This is a genomic window from Enterovibrio sp. QJM3NY_24 (assembly GCF_057786035.1).
Map to the genome: position 1 here is coordinate 687,600 of NZ_CM173519.1, position 17,633 is coordinate 705,232.

The 17,633-nt window shown below is 44.4% G+C and carries 12 protein-coding genes; all 12 read right to left on the minus strand.

Annotated elements, in window-relative coordinates:
* Positions 1 to 507 precede the first annotated feature (507 nt).
* Positions 508 to 1,749: a B12-binding domain-containing radical SAM protein gene (locus AC3CIC_RS02910; RefSeq protein WP_488515302.1), complete on the minus strand. Its 1,242-nt coding sequence runs from the start codon at positions 1,747 to 1,749 to the stop codon at positions 508 to 510.
* Between the two features lie 91 nt (positions 1,750 to 1,840).
* A complete protein-coding gene (locus tag AC3CIC_RS02915) occupies positions 1,841 to 2,164 on the minus strand; it encodes a ParE family toxin-like protein (protein ID WP_488515303.1) in 324 nt (107 codons plus the stop codon).
* Between the two features lie 61 nt (positions 2,165 to 2,225).
* The gene (locus AC3CIC_RS02920; RefSeq protein ID WP_488515304.1) at positions 2,226 to 2,810 is read right to left on the minus strand and encodes a hypothetical protein; all 585 of its coding nucleotides are present in this window, start codon (positions 2,808 to 2,810) and stop codon (positions 2,226 to 2,228) included.
* A 1-nt stretch (position 2,811) separates the two neighbouring features.
* Positions 2,812 to 3,726 carry a hypothetical protein gene (locus tag AC3CIC_RS02925; protein WP_488515305.1) on the minus strand — a complete coding sequence of 305 codons (915 nt, stop codon included), beginning with the start codon at positions 3,724 to 3,726 and terminating at the stop codon, positions 2,812 to 2,814.
* Complete coding sequence (locus tag AC3CIC_RS02930) at positions 3,719 to 6,412, minus strand: CHAT domain-containing protein (RefSeq protein ID WP_488515306.1); 2,694 nt, start codon at positions 6,410 to 6,412, stop codon at positions 3,719 to 3,721. The genes AC3CIC_RS02925 and AC3CIC_RS02930 overlap by 8 nt, the downstream gene beginning before the upstream one ends.
* Before the next feature lie 152 nt (positions 6,413 to 6,564).
* Positions 6,565 to 8,283 (minus strand): hypothetical protein, encoded by a 1,719-nt coding sequence (locus tag AC3CIC_RS02935; RefSeq protein ID WP_488515307.1) that lies wholly within the window; start codon positions 8,281 to 8,283, stop codon positions 6,565 to 6,567.
* A gap of 486 nt (positions 8,284 to 8,769) precedes the next feature.
* Positions 8,770 to 9,885, minus strand: a complete 1,116-nt coding sequence (locus AC3CIC_RS02940) for a DUF6708 domain-containing protein (protein WP_488515308.1) — start codon at positions 9,883 to 9,885, stop codon at positions 8,770 to 8,772.
* A gap of 212 nt (positions 9,886 to 10,097) precedes the next feature.
* Positions 10,098 to 10,424, minus strand: coding sequence for a hypothetical protein (locus tag AC3CIC_RS02945; protein ID WP_488515309.1), 327 nt, complete (start codon positions 10,422 to 10,424; stop codon positions 10,098 to 10,100).
* Between the two features lie 12 nt (positions 10,425 to 10,436).
* Positions 10,437 to 11,438, minus strand: coding sequence for an SEL1-like repeat protein (locus AC3CIC_RS02950; protein ID WP_488515310.1), 1,002 nt, complete (start codon positions 11,436 to 11,438; stop codon positions 10,437 to 10,439).
* Positions 11,431 to 14,892 (minus strand): LysM peptidoglycan-binding domain-containing protein, encoded by a 3,462-nt coding sequence (locus tag AC3CIC_RS02955; protein ID WP_488515311.1) that lies wholly within the window; start codon positions 14,890 to 14,892, stop codon positions 11,431 to 11,433. The genes AC3CIC_RS02950 and AC3CIC_RS02955 overlap by 8 nt, the downstream gene beginning before the upstream one ends.
* Positions 14,889 to 15,425: a DUF4123 domain-containing protein gene (locus AC3CIC_RS02960; protein ID WP_488515312.1), complete on the minus strand. Its 537-nt coding sequence runs from the start codon at positions 15,423 to 15,425 to the stop codon at positions 14,889 to 14,891. Before AC3CIC_RS02960 ends, AC3CIC_RS02955 begins: the two co-directional genes overlap by 4 nt.
* On the minus strand, positions 15,418 to 17,499 hold the full coding sequence (locus AC3CIC_RS02965; protein ID WP_488515313.1) for a type VI secretion system Vgr family protein: 2,082 nt from the start codon (positions 17,497 to 17,499) through the stop codon (positions 15,418 to 15,420). The genes AC3CIC_RS02960 and AC3CIC_RS02965 overlap by 8 nt, the downstream gene beginning before the upstream one ends.
* Positions 17,500 to 17,633: the final 134 nt, after the last annotated feature.

The window sequence follows — 17,633 nt, forward strand, 5'->3', positions numbered from 1 at the left end:
ACGTTATATTCAAAGCTATATCCCCTTTAGGGTATACGCAATGTTATATCCCTTATGACGGATAATTTATATTGTAAGTGTGAAGTATTAATCAAAAACGGCATGATTCAGGCGGATCGGATAATAAAAAAGGCCAACCCTTTCAGGTTGGCCTTTTCCAATCGATTGGTGGGCTGGCGGGAGTTGAACCGAGAAAATAGTATTATGATTCATATAGATAAAGTTAAGTGGGCGAGGGGGCTTTGGTGTTATTCTTGGTGCTAAAATTAGTGGCTAATTTTCACCCATCACCATAACTTCTTTTGATACATAAGCTTAGCGCGATATATATAAAGTTGCCAACCATGTTGAGTAGCATTGCTAAGAAAACATGATTTTTTGCGTTGGAAATATCAGATTATTTGTATATTTTGATGTGATACACCCACTCCATGTTCAGTGGTTTTTTGGTAACGCCGCTAAGTGGATCAGTCTTAAGTCGGCGTTGACGCACTGACGATGACGATACTACGATTTCTTGTATGTTAACCGTTCTGCTAACTCTCTCATCGAAATCCATTCCTCGTGAGTAAAGCTGTCACTCTCAATAACATGTGGGATACCTGATTGATCAATGTGACCTTCTTTGATCCCATACAAGTTTTTATCAAATGAAAGTTGTGTTCCCTCCAATAGCATCAGGGGAAACGCCTTAATGCATGTTACTCCTCTTTCTAGAAGAAATTGGATGCTCTGTTCAAAACTACTCAGGGTTTGTGTTGGTAACCCATAGATTAGGCTGACTTCAAATGACACATCTTTCTCCTGAAGCATTGAAATAGCAGAAGAGATTTTTTTAATGTTGTTACGGCGGTTAATTACAACAGATTCGGCCTGATTTGCTGTTTGTAAACCGAACTCAAGGTAAGTATTGAGTTTAGAAAATAGGCCTAACAAACGCTCATTAATGTCTTCAAAGCGCACTTGAAACACAAGTTCTGCTTCTAGTCCGATCTCAATGGCGTACTCCAGAATTTCGTAGGACCGGCGCCCTTTACGAAATATGGGGTCCAGGATGTTGACTCGCTTAACTCTTTTTTTCTTAAAAAGTAACAGTTCCTTTTTGATGGTTTCCAGTTGAAACTCATGAACCCTATTATTAGCGACATCACGGTGAGCGCAAAACGAACAAGCATAGAAACAACCGCGTTGGGTTTCCCAATGTATCATCGCTTGGTTATCTTCCAGATTTATTGAACCATTTAGATAGGGGGACCCGAATGCACCAAAAACAACTGGCTTGGATACAACTAATTTGTGAAGCACCCTGTCATGTATAAAAGCTTCAGGTAGTGACACCTCTGCATAGCTTGGAAGGTATATATCGCCGCTAGGATAAAGTGACTGGCAAGTTTTTTCATTTATTTGGTATCCCCCGAGAATGATATTGCCCCTAAATCCCATGTCTCTACATTTTTGAATCAATGGTTCTATCAGATCGGTGTTCCACACATAGCAAGAGATTGCTAGTCCGTGCAGATCTTCCAACTTGTAGTGGTCGTTAATATTTTTAGCTAGATCGGCTGGTGTAAAGTTGCGTTCATTACTCTTAATCATTTGTATAGGAAAATGATCAACAGTAAATCGCAAACCATAAAGATCATGTTGTTTACACGCAGACAAAAGAACCCCAGCGGCAAAACTTGTTGCGCTTCTTCCTCTTTGGGTAAAGTCAAAAGTAACCAATAGACATTTCTTAATTTTTTTCATAACAAGGCTCATAGTTTTAGATCTTTAAAGTGTTCGTAAAGCGCTGTGAAGTTCGTTGTTGCACACTTAATGGTTTTGCTTAGTGACCAAATCAAAAACGTTTGAATTGCGCTTCATAACCTTGTCTGCGACAGAGTCGAAAGGTAAGGCGGTCTTTTCCTCTTGATAAGACCAAACGAAAACTACGTCCGATTCTGAATCGAATCAGTGATGGGTTAGATTTGACTACTTGACCGCCGAGCGAAGTTAATGAAATGCCATTTGTAATGTCTCTTACTAAACGGAGTGTTTTTTTCTGAGTGGAATTCGACAACTGTTGCCAGATATTTTTATGAACGAAAAAGATGCAGTCACGAGATCTAGAAGTGATGAGGTCAGAGTTCTGTGGTTTGAATTCGAAGACAATATTTTGCATTTAGGAGTACCTATTTTGTGTGGTACTCCCATACGCATAGAAAATCGTTTTTTTTCGCTTTTTATTTCATTGAAGGCACTAAAGCAATGTAACTCACTGATTTTGAATGGTTTATTTTTTCATCCAGATCGCCCTCTATCACATCTCCATCTATGAATGTGAGCATTACGGCTCCTTCATCAGGAGAGAACTTCCATTTATCCTCAGAAGTTATCCAGCCTTCTAAGTCCTCGTATCTATAGTGTATTTGAACCCGCGACTCACTGTAGAAGAGAACGGCTTGCTCACCATGAACCTCAATTATCTGTTGGCTTCCCCATTCGACAGTAACAAGAAGCGGATCCTTTACCCCATCTTTTTCATTTAGTGTCAAAGCTAAGTCACCTAGTAACTCCTTTTCACTGATTAGAGAGACTTTTGGAGAGTTGATAGACTGTTTCACAAAGCCCTTTGCTTGCTGGTAATGACTAACAAACTGCGGCCATTTGGCGGCAAAATAGCAAAACCGATCAAGACTCTCTCTACGCTTAACAGCCTCGTGCCAAACTCGCTCACGCTCTGGATCTTTAATCAGCTCTTTCCAGTCCTCTGTATCAGTGTTTCGGCCTTGAACCATCTCGTCCAATGAAAGTTTATCTAAAGTCATATTAAATTTTCTCCCTGAAGGGGAACTTTAATGCAGTAAGCCTATCTCTTAGTTCATCAATGTCTGTACAATCGTTACTCTTGATTTTATATTGATCTAATAGAGTCTTACTTCCTATGGATTTAAATAGTGCCATACATAGAAGGCTTGGTTCATCACCATGAATTCTATAAAAGTAATCAATAACTTTTGTCACAACAGATCTAATTTCACTGGTTGTATGGTGAGACTCCCTTTCGTTTTTCTTCGCAGTATACTGCGGCTTGTTTTCTCCTTTTGTTAAGTATTTACTCTTATACAAGTGAAAATCAGGGATGTGCGACTCGATATTTAGAAAAACGCAAAGATACCTAAATGATGAGTCAACTTTATATCTAGTAGGGCTCTTTACAACGCATACTGACTTGTCGTGCTTAAGTGGATGAACTACATTGCCTAATTCGTCCAATAGCTTCTTGTTAGCCTGTAGCCAAAAATAAATCATGTTTGCGGCTACCAAATCACTATAAATAGCTAGGCAATGTGACAGTTTATTCAGATCGGCTTCAAAAGTGCCTACCTCTGACTGAGCATCAATTAGTTCGATCTCTTCATCTACGAGTCGCTGTACCCCAGAAAATGTCTTTCCTGTTTTAAGCTTGCACCAGAAGTTAATTTGGCTGAATAAATTGATATCATGGGGGATACCTATTGGTAACTCCCCGAGTTTAAATCTATCGGATGAAAACAAACTAATTATTTGATCTTTAGCGTTATCCTGACTTTTAAAGGCAAGAGATACTCTTCGCTCATCGAAAACCTCAAGACTCTCATACAGTATCAACTCAACAACAATTATGTTCTGTTCGAGGTACTTTCTGCGGCCTTCTACACTCCAATCAGTTATCGGCAATGATTCTTCAAGGCCATCATGCATAATTTATAAACCCAGATTTCAAATGTTTTTTGGCTAATAGACTCTTTAGTTGACTGGTTTCATCAGCCGTAAGGTCTATTTTCTCTTTGCAAACTGCTTCTTTGATTTTTTCTGAAACCCCACAAAACCTCAAACCAGCCCAAGAGGAAGGATGTAGGAATAGTTTTTCGGCATGTTTTAGCTCATCTTCATGCCGCGAGTCTTTTGTCTTCATTGGCCCCAAAAGCCCATCCACAGTTTCATTACAACTTAGAGTATTTAGATATGGTGTCAGCCCTATCTCTCTCATTTTGTTAAGTTCGGCTTTTGCTCCTTGTGAAACCCACCAGCGTTGAGCTGCAAGTAGGGCTTTTGATGGCGAGGTACCACTTTTAACAAGTTGATCATAGTGAGATTTGATATGCGCTGTAACAATATCAGGCAGTTCCCACATAGAACCAATTGAAGTCACTGCGCCCCACTCTATCATCCGCATGTCAAAACCGAATGCTTCATTTACGGGGATAGAGAAGACACTTAAAGGGATATTACTACCACTCTGGCAAGCCCAAAATTCAAACCGATTCATTCCACTTATGTAATTTACTAACTCTAAATCATTCAAGTCGAAATGCTTCGTTTTAAGAGTTGGTCTGCAAGGGGGAGCATGAGCACAGTGCCCATAATAAGCTACCGCCTCGTTGTTTCTCACTGAATCAATAAAGTCAATTTTTGATACATTACTCAACTGATTTGAAATGTGCCGGTTAGCTAAATCATGGAAGTGAGTATCACCACCATTGATACAGCTAGCACCACGTCGTTCATTAAAATATGTGACATGATTGCAAAGGTATAGCACTGTCGGGAGCCAATTTACCTCATCGACAAATGTAAATAGCTCTTTACCTTTTAGCCCGGTAGCGATCCAAGGTATTTGAGACGCAAAAAAGGAAGTAAGTAAACCTATTCGCTTACAACCAATTGGTAGGATGTCTTCCCAGTTAATAAAATCTAAAGACCATGTGGAAATGTAGTCGGTTTCACCTTTGGTGAACTCACCAGTATGGTTTACTAACTCTTGAGGAAGATTAACACTATGAGCAGTAACAACAACCTGTTCATTCACTAGTTCAGCAACCAGAATAAGAGCGTCATTATAATTTGATTCGATGTCAATTCTTATAAGGGTCAGTCCAGGCGTCTCACGTAATGCTCTTTCAAAATCGTGAGAATCAATTGAGTTATCATTAATTCTCCGTTGAGCAAAATCAGGGTCCAAATGGTCAATTAAGGATTCTATTTTTTGAAAGTCATTTAAACATTTGATAGATAGTTGGCGAAAATAACTAATGGGATCGTTGGATTTTAACGCATCATTAATGACTTCAGGGTATCTCTCAGCGTTGTAATATAGTGTTGACTCTCTCACTTTATCTAATGCTGACCTTTCTATAGAGGTTTCGTAGACGCTTTGTAGTACGGGCTTAATATTCGCCTTATCCACGTTCTCCAACATCAACGCCAATTCATTTAGGTTAAAGTAAGTGGCTCCTAATTGAAGTAAGTCATCCCTTAATAATTGACTGTATTTATCTGATGGAACTAGCCAGTGTTTGTTAGCACTTTCACAAAACCGAAGGGCACTGCAGTTTTCAAGTAACTGCAATGCCTTTATTGAGTCATTTTTTGAAACTAAGATTCGAGCGAGCCCTGAGCATAAAATTTGTACTCGGTGAGCTATCTGGTCTGCTTCTGCATCCGTATCGCAAGTCTGCCGAACCTTCATGAGTTCAAACTGCTTTTTTAGTAGTTTCTTAATGTTTTTCTCTGAAGGCTCACTTTCTACCGATCTGACCAGATACGATATTTCTTCTTCAGGCCTTGTTATGTCTACCAAAGGATTGATGGTAGACAATGTTATGGGGTCAAGTTCATAACTCGGCGCCACCTGAAGAATGTAGTTGCATATATCTTGATATTTCTTTGAATCTGAGAAGTGATTTAATCTGGCAAAGCTTAATCCAAGAGCTTGATCTGGTCGCATGACGTTCATAAATTGTGGAAGATTGTAATTTTGAAAAGCTAAGTAACGTTCCACAGACTTCGTTTGTGACTCACAAGCATCACGATTCATTCCTTGGTCAAAAAGCACACTCGCCAGATTGAAATATACAACGGAAAGTTGCCCGTCTTTAATTGCTTGAGGTATTGAGCTTTTATTAATTAGCTCAATTGCTTGTTCGTGTAGGGACTTTGCCTTCTCTAGACATTTGACACATTCGTCTGGCCAAATGTATTCGTGGGCTGCTCTTCGATAAGTTGCCGCCAACTGAGAAAGACTTGATGCATATTTGTCAGGATAGTGTTGCCTTTGTGGGGTGTTGATTGCGCGACTAAGGTACTGAACCGCTTTGTTGAGGTTTTGGTATGTGCCTCCTGCTAGCTTTGAATGATATGAAAAGTGTAAAACGCCTAAGTCGTGGCAAGTTGACGCTTTCGCTAACGGTTCTTTTGAGCTTAACTTCAATGCTTTTGACAGTAACTGTTCTGCTTTAGTAAGAGAACTCGCATCTTGGTTCTTAATCAACTCTTTGGCTGATTCGGTGAGTTCAAACCAGCGTTTTTTCAGGCGTGCGCGAAGATACAGATCTTGAATTGCACTGTATTTAATTGCTTCTTCAGCTTGTTTGGAGAATGAATCCATTCACTACCTCTATTTTTCTTTTCTTCAGATACTCAGTTGGTATCATCAGTCAAGTATCTAACTCAAGTTGGTGCGCGCAAATTTAGAATGAACACTAATATAGGTAAGATTTCCAGGAGATAGTATCGAGGGAAAGACCTAGCTACGCTGATCTACTTCGCTGGGTACTCATACCAAAGCCCATCTTTACGCAAGTTGATAATGGCACCCTGTTCGTTGAGGACATGCTCATAGTCGGGAGGCACTAGTTGCTCACCTTTCATATCGAAAATACCGTAGCGATAAGTTGAGCGAGAGTCTGATACTGTCTGTTGCTGAGCGACGATGACATTCAATTCAGAATTGAACCAAAAGTGGTCAAAGTCGTTTTCTAGCAGCACTTTTCCCTCGCTATCCAATAAACCTGCTTTGCCATAGCGAATACTCGTTGGCGTTGATTTAATTACCTTTTGAAATGTAAATAAACCGCTGTTACCCAATAGCTCTATGTTTTGTTCGGCTAACGGAATAATCCATGCTTTTTTCTTTAGATCAAAGAGGCCTTGCTGGTTGTCATCTTCCCAAGCAATGTAAAGGTTGTCGTCAACAAGTCGAAAGTTCTCAGCTATCAGTAACGACTCCCCTGACTTATTAAGTAGCTCTTTGCCAAGTTTAGACTGACCAACAAAAAAGCCGTCAACCCACTCAATTTCTTCGAAGCGGTTTGGGATGATAAGCCTGCCTTCACTATCTAAAACGCCTGCGGCCCCAAAGAAATAATCGTCAGGGTTGTCATTGTCATCAAAGACAGTAAACCATCCTTCAGGTTCATCCATAGGCTTAACTCTCTTGTAATAAAACGATTTTGAGAGCCATTGTTGAGTCATCCAGGGCAGGGTTTGAGCTGTAGTCAGGTGATTGCAATGGTGGGCAAATTCCAATTGCTTCGTTACTGAAACTGTTGATGGAATTGAGACAAGTAAGTTCAAACCCGAATCTTGGAAAAGGCAATAAGTGATAAAGCTCATTGGGTTCGTTTGGCTTTGCATCACCATGCTACCCGATTGCTTTCCCGGCAAATAAGCTTGATGAAAACGAATATCCCAACCGTATTGATCTGCCTCGTCAGCGAATCTTTCAAGGGTGTCTGTTTCAAGCTCAGGGTATATGTCTATGGTCTCATTAAATGCGTTAAATTTGGCCCAAAAACCATCAAGTGTGTCGGCGCGCAGCAAACGTTCTTTTGTTAAGTTTTTTTGAATCTGCTCTCTAAGTTCATTTGCTAGTGGGCTGTCTTTGGCTACTTTCTTGATTTGTAACTCGTTCGCTATGTTGAAAAGTGACGTGAACTTTCTTTGATCTCTTTGGGGATAGAAGGAGTTAAGCACTTCAAACATGGCTTTTGCTTTCGCTAAATCTTCCGTATCAAACAGCGTTGCTTTACCAAGGATATGTTCGCGGCCAGAGCGAAAATACGTGAAAATTTGCAGTACATTTTCAGATAAGTAGAGCACTCCTGCTGGAGTTTCTTCAATAATCTTAACGCCATCCTCTTCTAGGCTTTTTCGCCAAACAGCATAATTAAAGTCAGATTTCGGAGCTTCGCTGATGAAGATATCCAAGTTGTAAGGATTGATTGTGTAGACTTTGTCTTTTTCAGCGGTCAACCTGAGGCTTTGGATATACCAAAAGTAAAAGCCGGTATCCCAAAGCCTCAACTCGGAATCTACAGGTAAATCGATAGTCAAATCTCCATCGAAGGGGACCTCTATCACCCTGAGTGTATCCGCTTCCTTCGAGAGTGGAGTGTTGGTGAACAGACCGCTGAAAATGAGGAATGAAACTTTCAGGAGACCTCTTATCTTCCGTCTGATGTCTTTTCTTGTATTCACTGGTGCTTTCCTTGCAGAGCGTGTTGTTTTGATAACTACCCAAGAAGCATGTTTACTGGTACCTGAATAGACAAGCGTAGGTGCAATAAGCTAGCAAGAGCCAATTGCATCCTTGTCAGTTGAGCAAGTCATTAACCTTGTCAAAAAAGCCGCGGTTTTCTTCAAAGTTGTAGAATTTTTCCTGAGCATAAATGCTCTCTGAGGAGCCACGGGTTAGTACCCAGCCTTCGCTTGGTGTCGTTTTATAGCGTTGCTCACTCTCGAGTGTTTTGACCTGCACTTCACTCAAGTGGGAGATGAAGTGACGGGCTTTGGGGCCACCATCTGGTTTACACCACTTCGCAGTAGTCGTAATAGAAACTCCGGAGCGAACACCGGCGAAAAGAATACGGCTTCACTGGTCAAAACATTTGCGGGTATCCCCCGCTTTGGGCGTAAGCTCTGTCAGGTCGATATCCTGATTTTTCTTTTTTTTCCAGAACATAGTTATGGGGTTTTCTCACCCTCAGTTTGACGATAATCCATAATGCTACCACCTGCTTCGTAGTGCTTTTCAATGGCTGCGCGTTCTCTTAGCAATTCCTCACTCGGTTTAGCCCATTCGCTCTCAGGAATAGGTGTCGACCAATCTGCCACTTCTTGCGGCAGTTCTACTTTTGCGAGGTTGTCTGTCCACTCGGACACCAGATAAGGCAGCTTCCAGCCACTCAGGATATGGTAGGTGTAATAGAAAAACATCGAAGCATAAGACACCCAAGGTGCATCTGAATTGAGGGTAAGCCAACGTTTAGGGCCTTTTTTGAACTTCTTCCGTATTTCACGACGGTTCTTATCAAACAAGGCACGGTCTTCTTTTTCAAAGGGACTTGGGGTCGGACGACGTGCTGGCGGCTCATCCATGTACATGCGCATGGTTTCCCATATGCGTTGTCCGTCGGTCACGGTGGCAATTGGGCGGCGCAGTATCCAGTAATCCTTGCCATCAGGCGTGGGAATGGCTAATCCAAAGGTAAAGTGCGTCACCAAACTGTTGCCTGTGGTGCCGCGGCTCGTGGCGACCCAGCACACCACCTCTTCCCACGGGGCAATGGTGGGCTTTTTTTCTTTGTCGGAGTAATAGCAGATTTCACGGCGCTCACGGTTTAAGCGAATAGGGCGCTGGCGGGCAAAATCCAGAGAGCTGCTGATAACGACGTACCAGCAAATGCCTATAAGAAAGGTAAAGGCTAAGGCGAAGGGTGTAGCGAGTTCATCAACTACTACTCGAAATGATGCTTCGATAGACCCATAAATAGAAACATCCCTAAACCCAAAGGTGATGGCTAATATCAACATCACTACGGCACCAAAGCCTATCGTGGAGTTCCCTAGTTGTACCTGCCTTGCCTTGCCCTGACACCGCTGACCGATATCCATGTACGTGTCATTAATGGCCAGTATCTCGGGCGAGGTCACCTTGGTTTCTTTGGCTATTTTTGCTGAAGGAAGGGGCTTGGGCGAAAAAAACACCGCTTCGCCGGCAAAAAATTTGCGGGTATCCCCCGCCTTGGGCGTAAGCTCCGTCAGGTCGATGTCCTGATTTTTCTTTTTTTTCCAAAACATAGTTATTGGGTTTTCCAAGTAATGTATTGGGTGGTCAGTGAGGAGAGTTCACTAGCCAATACGTTTTGGGCTTTTAACAGAGCCACTTCACTAAGTGGGCCAAACGGGTAAAGCTGTCAGCTTGAAAACGCAGTACGTCTCTCTCTGGTGCATCCGGCATGGGAAAGTAATGCAGTTCAATGCCAATACCATGCTTGGCGTTGATTTCCGGGCTATAAAGAGGCAGTGCTACCTTGCGCGTTTTTCTTCTTAATGCGTAAGCCTAATATCAGAAGGAGTGACCACAATGCGGTTCCCCCACATTGATAAAATACAGGCGCAAACACGCTGAAATCTTTCGGCGGTTGCACAACCAGCAGAGTGATGATGGACAGTAGGGTGCAGAGTATTGTCATTTTAAGCGGCGCTGTTTTCCCTTTTCTCTCCAGCGTATTGAGTTTTGAACGCCATAACAGCCATGCAGGGATGGCGGCTGCACCGACGACAAGAATAAACCCCAATGTATAAAGGCTTTCGCTTAGTAATGTATCGATACCCATGTTCAAGTGCCTTTAATTAACAAACAGTTCAATGGTGGTTTCATCTAAAAAGAGGTTGGGGGTTAAGGTCTTTGCATAGGCTTCTGCTTCTTTGCGCAGCTCTTGTTGGCGCTCTTCACTGATGAGGTCCCGTTTAATTGACTTACCCTCGCTATCTGAAACTATCAAACCGTATTCATCCGTTACCGACTCTTGGGTAAACACTTTACATTCGTCTCTGCCTCTATTCAGCACTTCATGAACCACCGAGTAGTAAAAGGCCTTTTCACGGTTTACGGGAAAGCCCTCTCCCCCAACACTGTATGCTGTACAAAGCGAACTGGCAGCGGTAGGGAAGCCAGTGTCCAGGGACTTCTGCAGCCAAGAAAACTCTTGGCCTTTGACGCTCGAGTGTTCACTGTAGCCAATGCCAGATATCATTGGAGCATAGCCTTTTTCGGCGGCTCTATGCATGTAGTCCAGCTTATACTGGTTATTCCTCCAGCCAAACTTCCCCATGTAGTGGTAGTAAGCACCGTAAGTATTTTGCTCTATGCCAGCTTCCAGCAGTTCGTGATAGCGGAATAACCGGTAAAACGGAATATACTCCCACCAAGGTTGGCTGACTTTGGTGATGGCAAATTGGGCCTTGGCATTGCCTTGCTCAGCAAGGACTTCCCAACCTGCAAGGGCTTTGGCTTTCCAAGATTTATGACATGGCCAGCCTAAATAGCGGCAGGGGTTGCCGTCTCTTGGCACCAGCATATACATGGCCCAGGGATCGCCCATTTCAGCTGCACGGAAAAAGGTGTCACCCGCCTCAAAGCGTTCCCCCGTTTCCCATTGGGTCACACCCAGCCAATAGGTGGCGTAAGCATCGCCCTTCTCAGATTGCGCCAGAAACAGGCTACGCGCCTCATGAAACGCCCCTTCATTGTATTTAGCGATGCCGCGGGCGGTACCGTCGTTGGCAGACGCCCAGGTAGAGATGGTTAATAAAGTGGTGACGAAAAGTGTTTTCAGGGGATTACACACGGCGGTATCCTTTCGCAATGGCGTCTTTGATGGCGTGTTGGTCTGATGCGGGAATGGCGAGGTAAACGTCCTCTTCCCGGTAAGGACCTTTCAACATCGATTTTCTGAATAACGGCGTTAGTTTCATCAATTCTGAAAGATACTGTTGGAATGCATCCCATTGTCGTTTGATTTTCCTCGGATAGGGAGCTTTGTCATATGTAATAGAATGATAATCATCCTTGGTGGCCAGTTCAAAGAAGTTGCGCAATGACGCGATGTTCTCGGCGTACTGCTCCCATTTCCTTTCTACCTTTTCGTGCGGCTTTTTCATCCCAACCCGCTGCATGGCATTTTCAAATTTGCGTATTTGCTGCGTCGTGGGGTTGTGAGCACCTAACCAAGTCAAAATGCGGTTGATGGCGGTTAACTGCGCGATATTATTTCTTGCCGCTTTTTCGCCGTCGCCAAACAGGGTAAATGGATTGTAATCAATGAGCACATCAAACAATTTTGCCAAGGTTTCGGCGGGCATGTTTTTAATCCATTTCTCGTTAAGATCCAGGTTCTCTTTTGAGTTGAGAAACGCGGCGACGTAGTAAGCGTTTTTCTTGTCAGACGCTTCTTTCTCAAGGTTACTGATCATATTGAATGGTAACAATAACACCTGTGAGAGTGAGAGGCCAAAAGCGGCGGCGACCGTTAGCACGGTATTGAAGGCACCGAAGGTATCTTCTCCGTTTTCATCTTCCAGAAAGAATTCGAAGCGATGAAAGTCCGCTGATTCCATGATTTGAAGTACGGCCGCAAAAAAATCATCCGCCGCCAGGACGTTTAACTCGGTGGCAAATTTGCCACCCACTCCTAGTCCTTTGGTCATGCTCATGTCTGTGACAAAGATAAACTTGCCTTTATTGAACGTGCATTGGAATACCGCTTTATAGCCTACGCCCAGTGTGGCGCGAACGCCTATCCCTGTTTTAAACAGGTTGAGGCGTTGCTCTGTCTGTGGGGGAATCCAGTCGAACTCACAGCTTACCTTGCCCCCCACTTCTAAGCCTGCAAAGGCAGACGCTTCCATTCTCGCACCGGCAGCTATTGTGGTCGGTTCATTGTTTCGCGTTATCGTCGCGTTTTGGCTACGCTGCTCGTTAAAATCGGTGGTTTGGTCGTAACTGCCACGCACGCCGATTTCACCATTGGCCATATTGCCGACATGTATGTTGGATGCGACCTGCACGCTAGCAGAAAGAAAACCGTGCACTTGTGCTTGAAGACAAAGCTCTCCTTTGCCAAGGTTTTTGCTCGTTGAGGTGCGATTCTTTGTTTTATAGCGAATGTCCAATGGAAGCGGTATTTTACTCTCAAAGCCAAAGGCGGCACTGGCTAAGTCAAATCCCGCTTTTACTTCGCCGCTGAGTTGGACATGGTCTTTGCTAAACGTATTTTCCTGAGCGGTAAAAAGCTCTGCGCTGTTTACGAATCGGGCAAATTGAGCGCCAGAGTGGATCTGGGTGTAGCCGGGCAACCCGAAGAATTCATTGTCGATGACATAGCCGTGCCAGGGGAAAATGATCGTATTAGGAATATGAGCGAGTGTCGAATAGTGTGTGCCTTGATAGCTTAAGTTGCCTATTGAGGTTTCTGAGGAAAATTTGTTTCCTGCCGCCCCGTTTCCTATTGCACCACTAGGGGGGGTGACACTGAGCGGTTTAATGCATGAAGCAAGGTTATTTTCAAATACTGGGTGATTTGACTTCAGGTAGATCACCGTTTGGGGATCAGAAGATAATGCGCATTCCACGATAGAGAGGTTGTTGAGGCCAGCTGCCGCGAAAATTTGATGTTCAAGGCTTTCTGGCTCCCATGAATATTCATCCCAAAGCAGCATATGCGAAGTGTTACTTGCACTTGGCACACCGCCAAAATGAGTGATTTTTTCATCGATATACGCGATAGATGGCGAAGATTTCTGTGTTTCAGCCGCTAGTTTTAATGACAGTTGGCGCTGTTGGAGCATCAATGCAAAATCGAGAAGTTGGCGGACATATTTAACATAGGCTTCATTCTTTCCGAGCCTCTCAGAAAAATCACGTAAACGCCTCCCGACCTCTCGAATGAGGAAAAGATGCAGCACATACATAGGGTAATACCCTATTGCGTCTTTGAAACTCAGGGTGTTGTGGAGGTTTTTGAGTTCTTTGACAAACACTTCGATGCTCGGATTGCGTTCATCGACAGTGTCAATCAGGGCTTTGACATCCTGCCATCCATGAAATAGTTGATCTTCAGTCAGGCACTGCTCTTTAATGACGGTGCCCGTCTGGTTGAGCTCGTGGACAGCCTCGAAAAAAAAACGGTATTTTATATCTTGAGTGCCCAGATACGCACTTACCCCCCACTTCTTGGTGTGTGCTTTTTGGATTTCTTTATCTGCTTTGTCACGCCAATACTGATAGAAATCATGAACGGTTTTAATATCTGGGATGGGACTGTTTTCTTTGATTGTCTGAGGGGAAAGGTAATCGGAGATCTCCAACTTGACTCTTTGGGTAATGATTTTTTTTAAACTTGCGTAAACCTCTGCATCGCGATCGGAGGAATAATACCCCTTATCGGTGAACGCAAACGTGTGCTCACCCTCTTGAACTTTGGTCTTCCGAGCAATGCGGGTCGCTTTTTTTTCAAAGCCCTCAATCGCCTTCTCTAGTGCTTTAATAGTACTCTTTTTCAGCTTCCGATATTGAGACATCCGCTCCTCTTCGAACTGCTCAAGGGCTTGCTCGTAAGAGAGAGTGATACTTCCCCAGTATCCACCCGGTTTATGGATCATCTCTTTACCTTGAATACTACGTTTATCTTCCTCAAAGTCGCTTTCTATCTTTCCAATTTTTTTTGAAATATCGCCAAGACCTATATCAGGGTTATCTGCGGGAAGCAGAATAACATCACCGCTTTGGGTCAATTGAAGGTGTTCCAGCAGCGCGTGCTTGTAATGCTCTGCACTCTTTGGATTGTCGATCTTTAAAAACATTTCATGCGCAACAGCGTCAAAGGAATCAACAATGCCAAGCCCATTAAGCCCTTTGACAATGTCCTCTTTGCTCGCACCGCTCAGCGCAGTTTTACAGATATCGGCTTCGGCTTTGACGCAGTCTACTGCTTCCTGCGTCAATAAGAGGACTTGCTGTTTCTTATTGCTTGGATGCTCGGGAATGAATAAAGAGTCCACGAACTTTTGTGTTTTACAGGTTAACGCCGCCACGCTCTCTTTCGCGAGTTGGGGTGTAGGATCTCTTTTTTCTGTGCTTGTATCGGGCAAGGTAGGAACGGTCAGCGTATTCCCATCATAGATTAAGTCGATATTTTTGATTTGCTGCGAATTGAGACTGTGCAGCGTTTCAACGGTCGTATTAAATCGAACAGCGAGAGCCGATAGTGTATCTCCCGACTTAATCATATAGCTTTTTGTCATTGGAACATGGCCTCTACAAGCTGGTTATCAAGGATTAAATCCGTATTTGATTGCACGGCATTGATACTGGGATTTGTATGACGCGATAACGTATTTGATGCGGTTGCTTTTGAGGCTGTTATGACCGCATCGGCGGCGCCAAAAAAAAGGTGCTTTGCTTCATCATCAAGTTGCGTCATAAGAAACGACAAGGTATTGGGTGAATAAAAACGCAGAAGAAAAAGTCGACCATCCTCAGAATGTACCGTGATGTGTTTTTGTAACGTTTGAACAATGTTCTCTTGTGAAGTGGCGTTTTCAAATTCAAACAAAACAGCACTGCTTGCCCAAAGCATGTCAGCCTGCCATCGTGACCATATCGGGTCGTCTCGGGTTATCGCTAAACATATTGGACTATTTTGTCGCTGAGCATCCCAATCCGTATTGTCATAAAGATAGAACCATGATTTTTCAAGCTCAGTTGCGACACGAATAGCGTCTGGTACTCGAAGAGAGTCAACAATTAAAATGTATTTTGGGTCGGAGTTAGACATTCTCACACTCACAATTTTGCTTGGTACAGTCACCGTTACTCCGTTTTTGGCAGAGTTCCATTATGGGGATGTCTTTCCCAGCGATAAGAGGGAGTAAACTCGACATTGTTGCTGATTGAGGCGCCAATAGCATGTCGGCAGGAGCGTTAGCACGTACAACCCCATTTGGCATCATTGGCATGACTCCACCAAATCCCGAGCCTGATCCCGCAGCGCCGCCTGAGTTCAGGTTTATCGCAGAGCCGACAATATGCACACCTGCAGGGTCGATTTTGACGAAGTTGCCCCCGACTTTCAGGGTGATCTCGGTGCCCGCCTCAATCACCACTTTCTGACCGGCTTTGTGGTGAATTTCAGAGCCTGCTTCGTTGAGCAAAGCTTTACCTGCTTTGATGTGGAAAGACTGATCGGTGACGACCGTCTTGTCGCCTTTGATGTGTGTTTTGCTTTGTCCATCGACGGTCAGATGGTCATCCACTTTGATATGAGAAAAGCGTTCATTTTCCACATCCAAGTGCAGGTCATGCTTGATGTTGTCTTTGCGATCGCTTTCCACCAGCAGGTTCATGTCCTTTTGGGCATGCACGTAGATTTCTTCTTGTCCTGCTTGGTCTTCAAAACGCAACTCGTTAAAGCCTTCGCCCTGATGGGTTTCCGTTCTGAGCACCGTGCGGGTTTTATTGGCCGGCAGCGGGTAGGGCGGCACATTGGTCGCGTGATAGGTGCGACCAGTGATAATAGGTTGGTCCGGGTCGCCTTCGAGGAAAGATACAATCACTTCATGGCCGATGCGCGGTATCGCCATCATGCCGTATTGCGCACCCGCCCAGCTTTGAGAAACGCGCACCCAGCAGCTGGAGTTTTCATCGCTGTTGCCGTAACGGTCCCATGGGAACTGCACTTTCACGCGCCCATATTCATCACAGAAAATCTCTTCCCCCTCTGGGCCCGTGACAATAGCAATCTGAGGGCCCTGCACGCAGGGTCTTGCCAGTGGTTCAGGACGCCAAGGGCGATGACCGGGAATGACCGCAAAGGTGTTGTGAAAGGTGGTCATGCCTTCGCCGCCACGCTCTTCGAGTGCCTGCGGTTGGGTCCCTTGGCAATTCATGCTCACCACCACCCAGTCACGGTTGTTGGCATCATCAGGGTGTTCTTCCAGGAGAAAGACCTGACCCGCATCGACCTGCATGAGATTACTGGACGCCGTGGCGGTTAATGCATTACTGCGCAAATGCTCGAGACGATATTGGGTAAAGGGTTTTCCTGAGGTATCGCTTTTGAAGCGGCCGGGGTAGTCGTAGTGTTCATACGTGCCGCGCTGGAAAGCTATCTCTGTGCCTGCCTTGCTTTGCAGAAAGCTGTACGCAGGCTTTTTGAAACTGTAATCCTTGAGCGTGACGGAAGACGGTCGGGCTTGTGTTGTAAATTGCCAGCCTTTGACAAACGGCTGGTCACTGATACCGCCGACGTTGGCGTTATAAAGGAAAGCCTGATCAGACGATGGCAAAGTCTGAGTGTCATCGGAAAACAACACCGTGTGCTTGTCTTTGGCATACAAAAAACAATAGAAAATGCCTTCTTCAGCGGCAAGACGTTGGAGAAAAGCTAGATCTGTCTCCCGGTACTGAACACAGTATTCACGTACTAGAGGTGTTGCTGAAAGCGAAAAGGCATAGTCATCAATACCCATTTCCTGTAGCAGAATACTGATGATTTCAGGTGCGGATTGCTGCTGAAAAATACGGCTATTTTGGCGCAGTGAAAGCCGAGACAAAGCAGGCACTATCTCTAACGTGTAAAACGTATGGCTAACACCGGTATCCCCTCGGGTGAAGCGGCGAACAATGCCATGGATGCGCTGCGCAAGCTCACCATCACGCCAAAGAGTCAGGGTCACATTGCGATCAACCACCGCATTGCTGGACACCGCATCCTGACGACTGGCAAGTTTGACCTTATACAAGTAGGGTGCCGAGAGCGCCGACTCCCCCGAGAATTCAAGCACAGCAAAGGTGTCGTCAGGCAAGCCTTCGACGGTAAGAGTAAATTGGAGACCGCTTTCCGTAGCCATTAAATCATCCCTGCTTAAAACGAAGTATCGTCAGGCGTCATTGCTTGACGACAAAACCCGCCAAAGGGCGGGTTGGTTGCAAAAGGTGTCAGTGAGCGGTTGACACAAAATGCGTGTTAACGCGCTCTACCTTT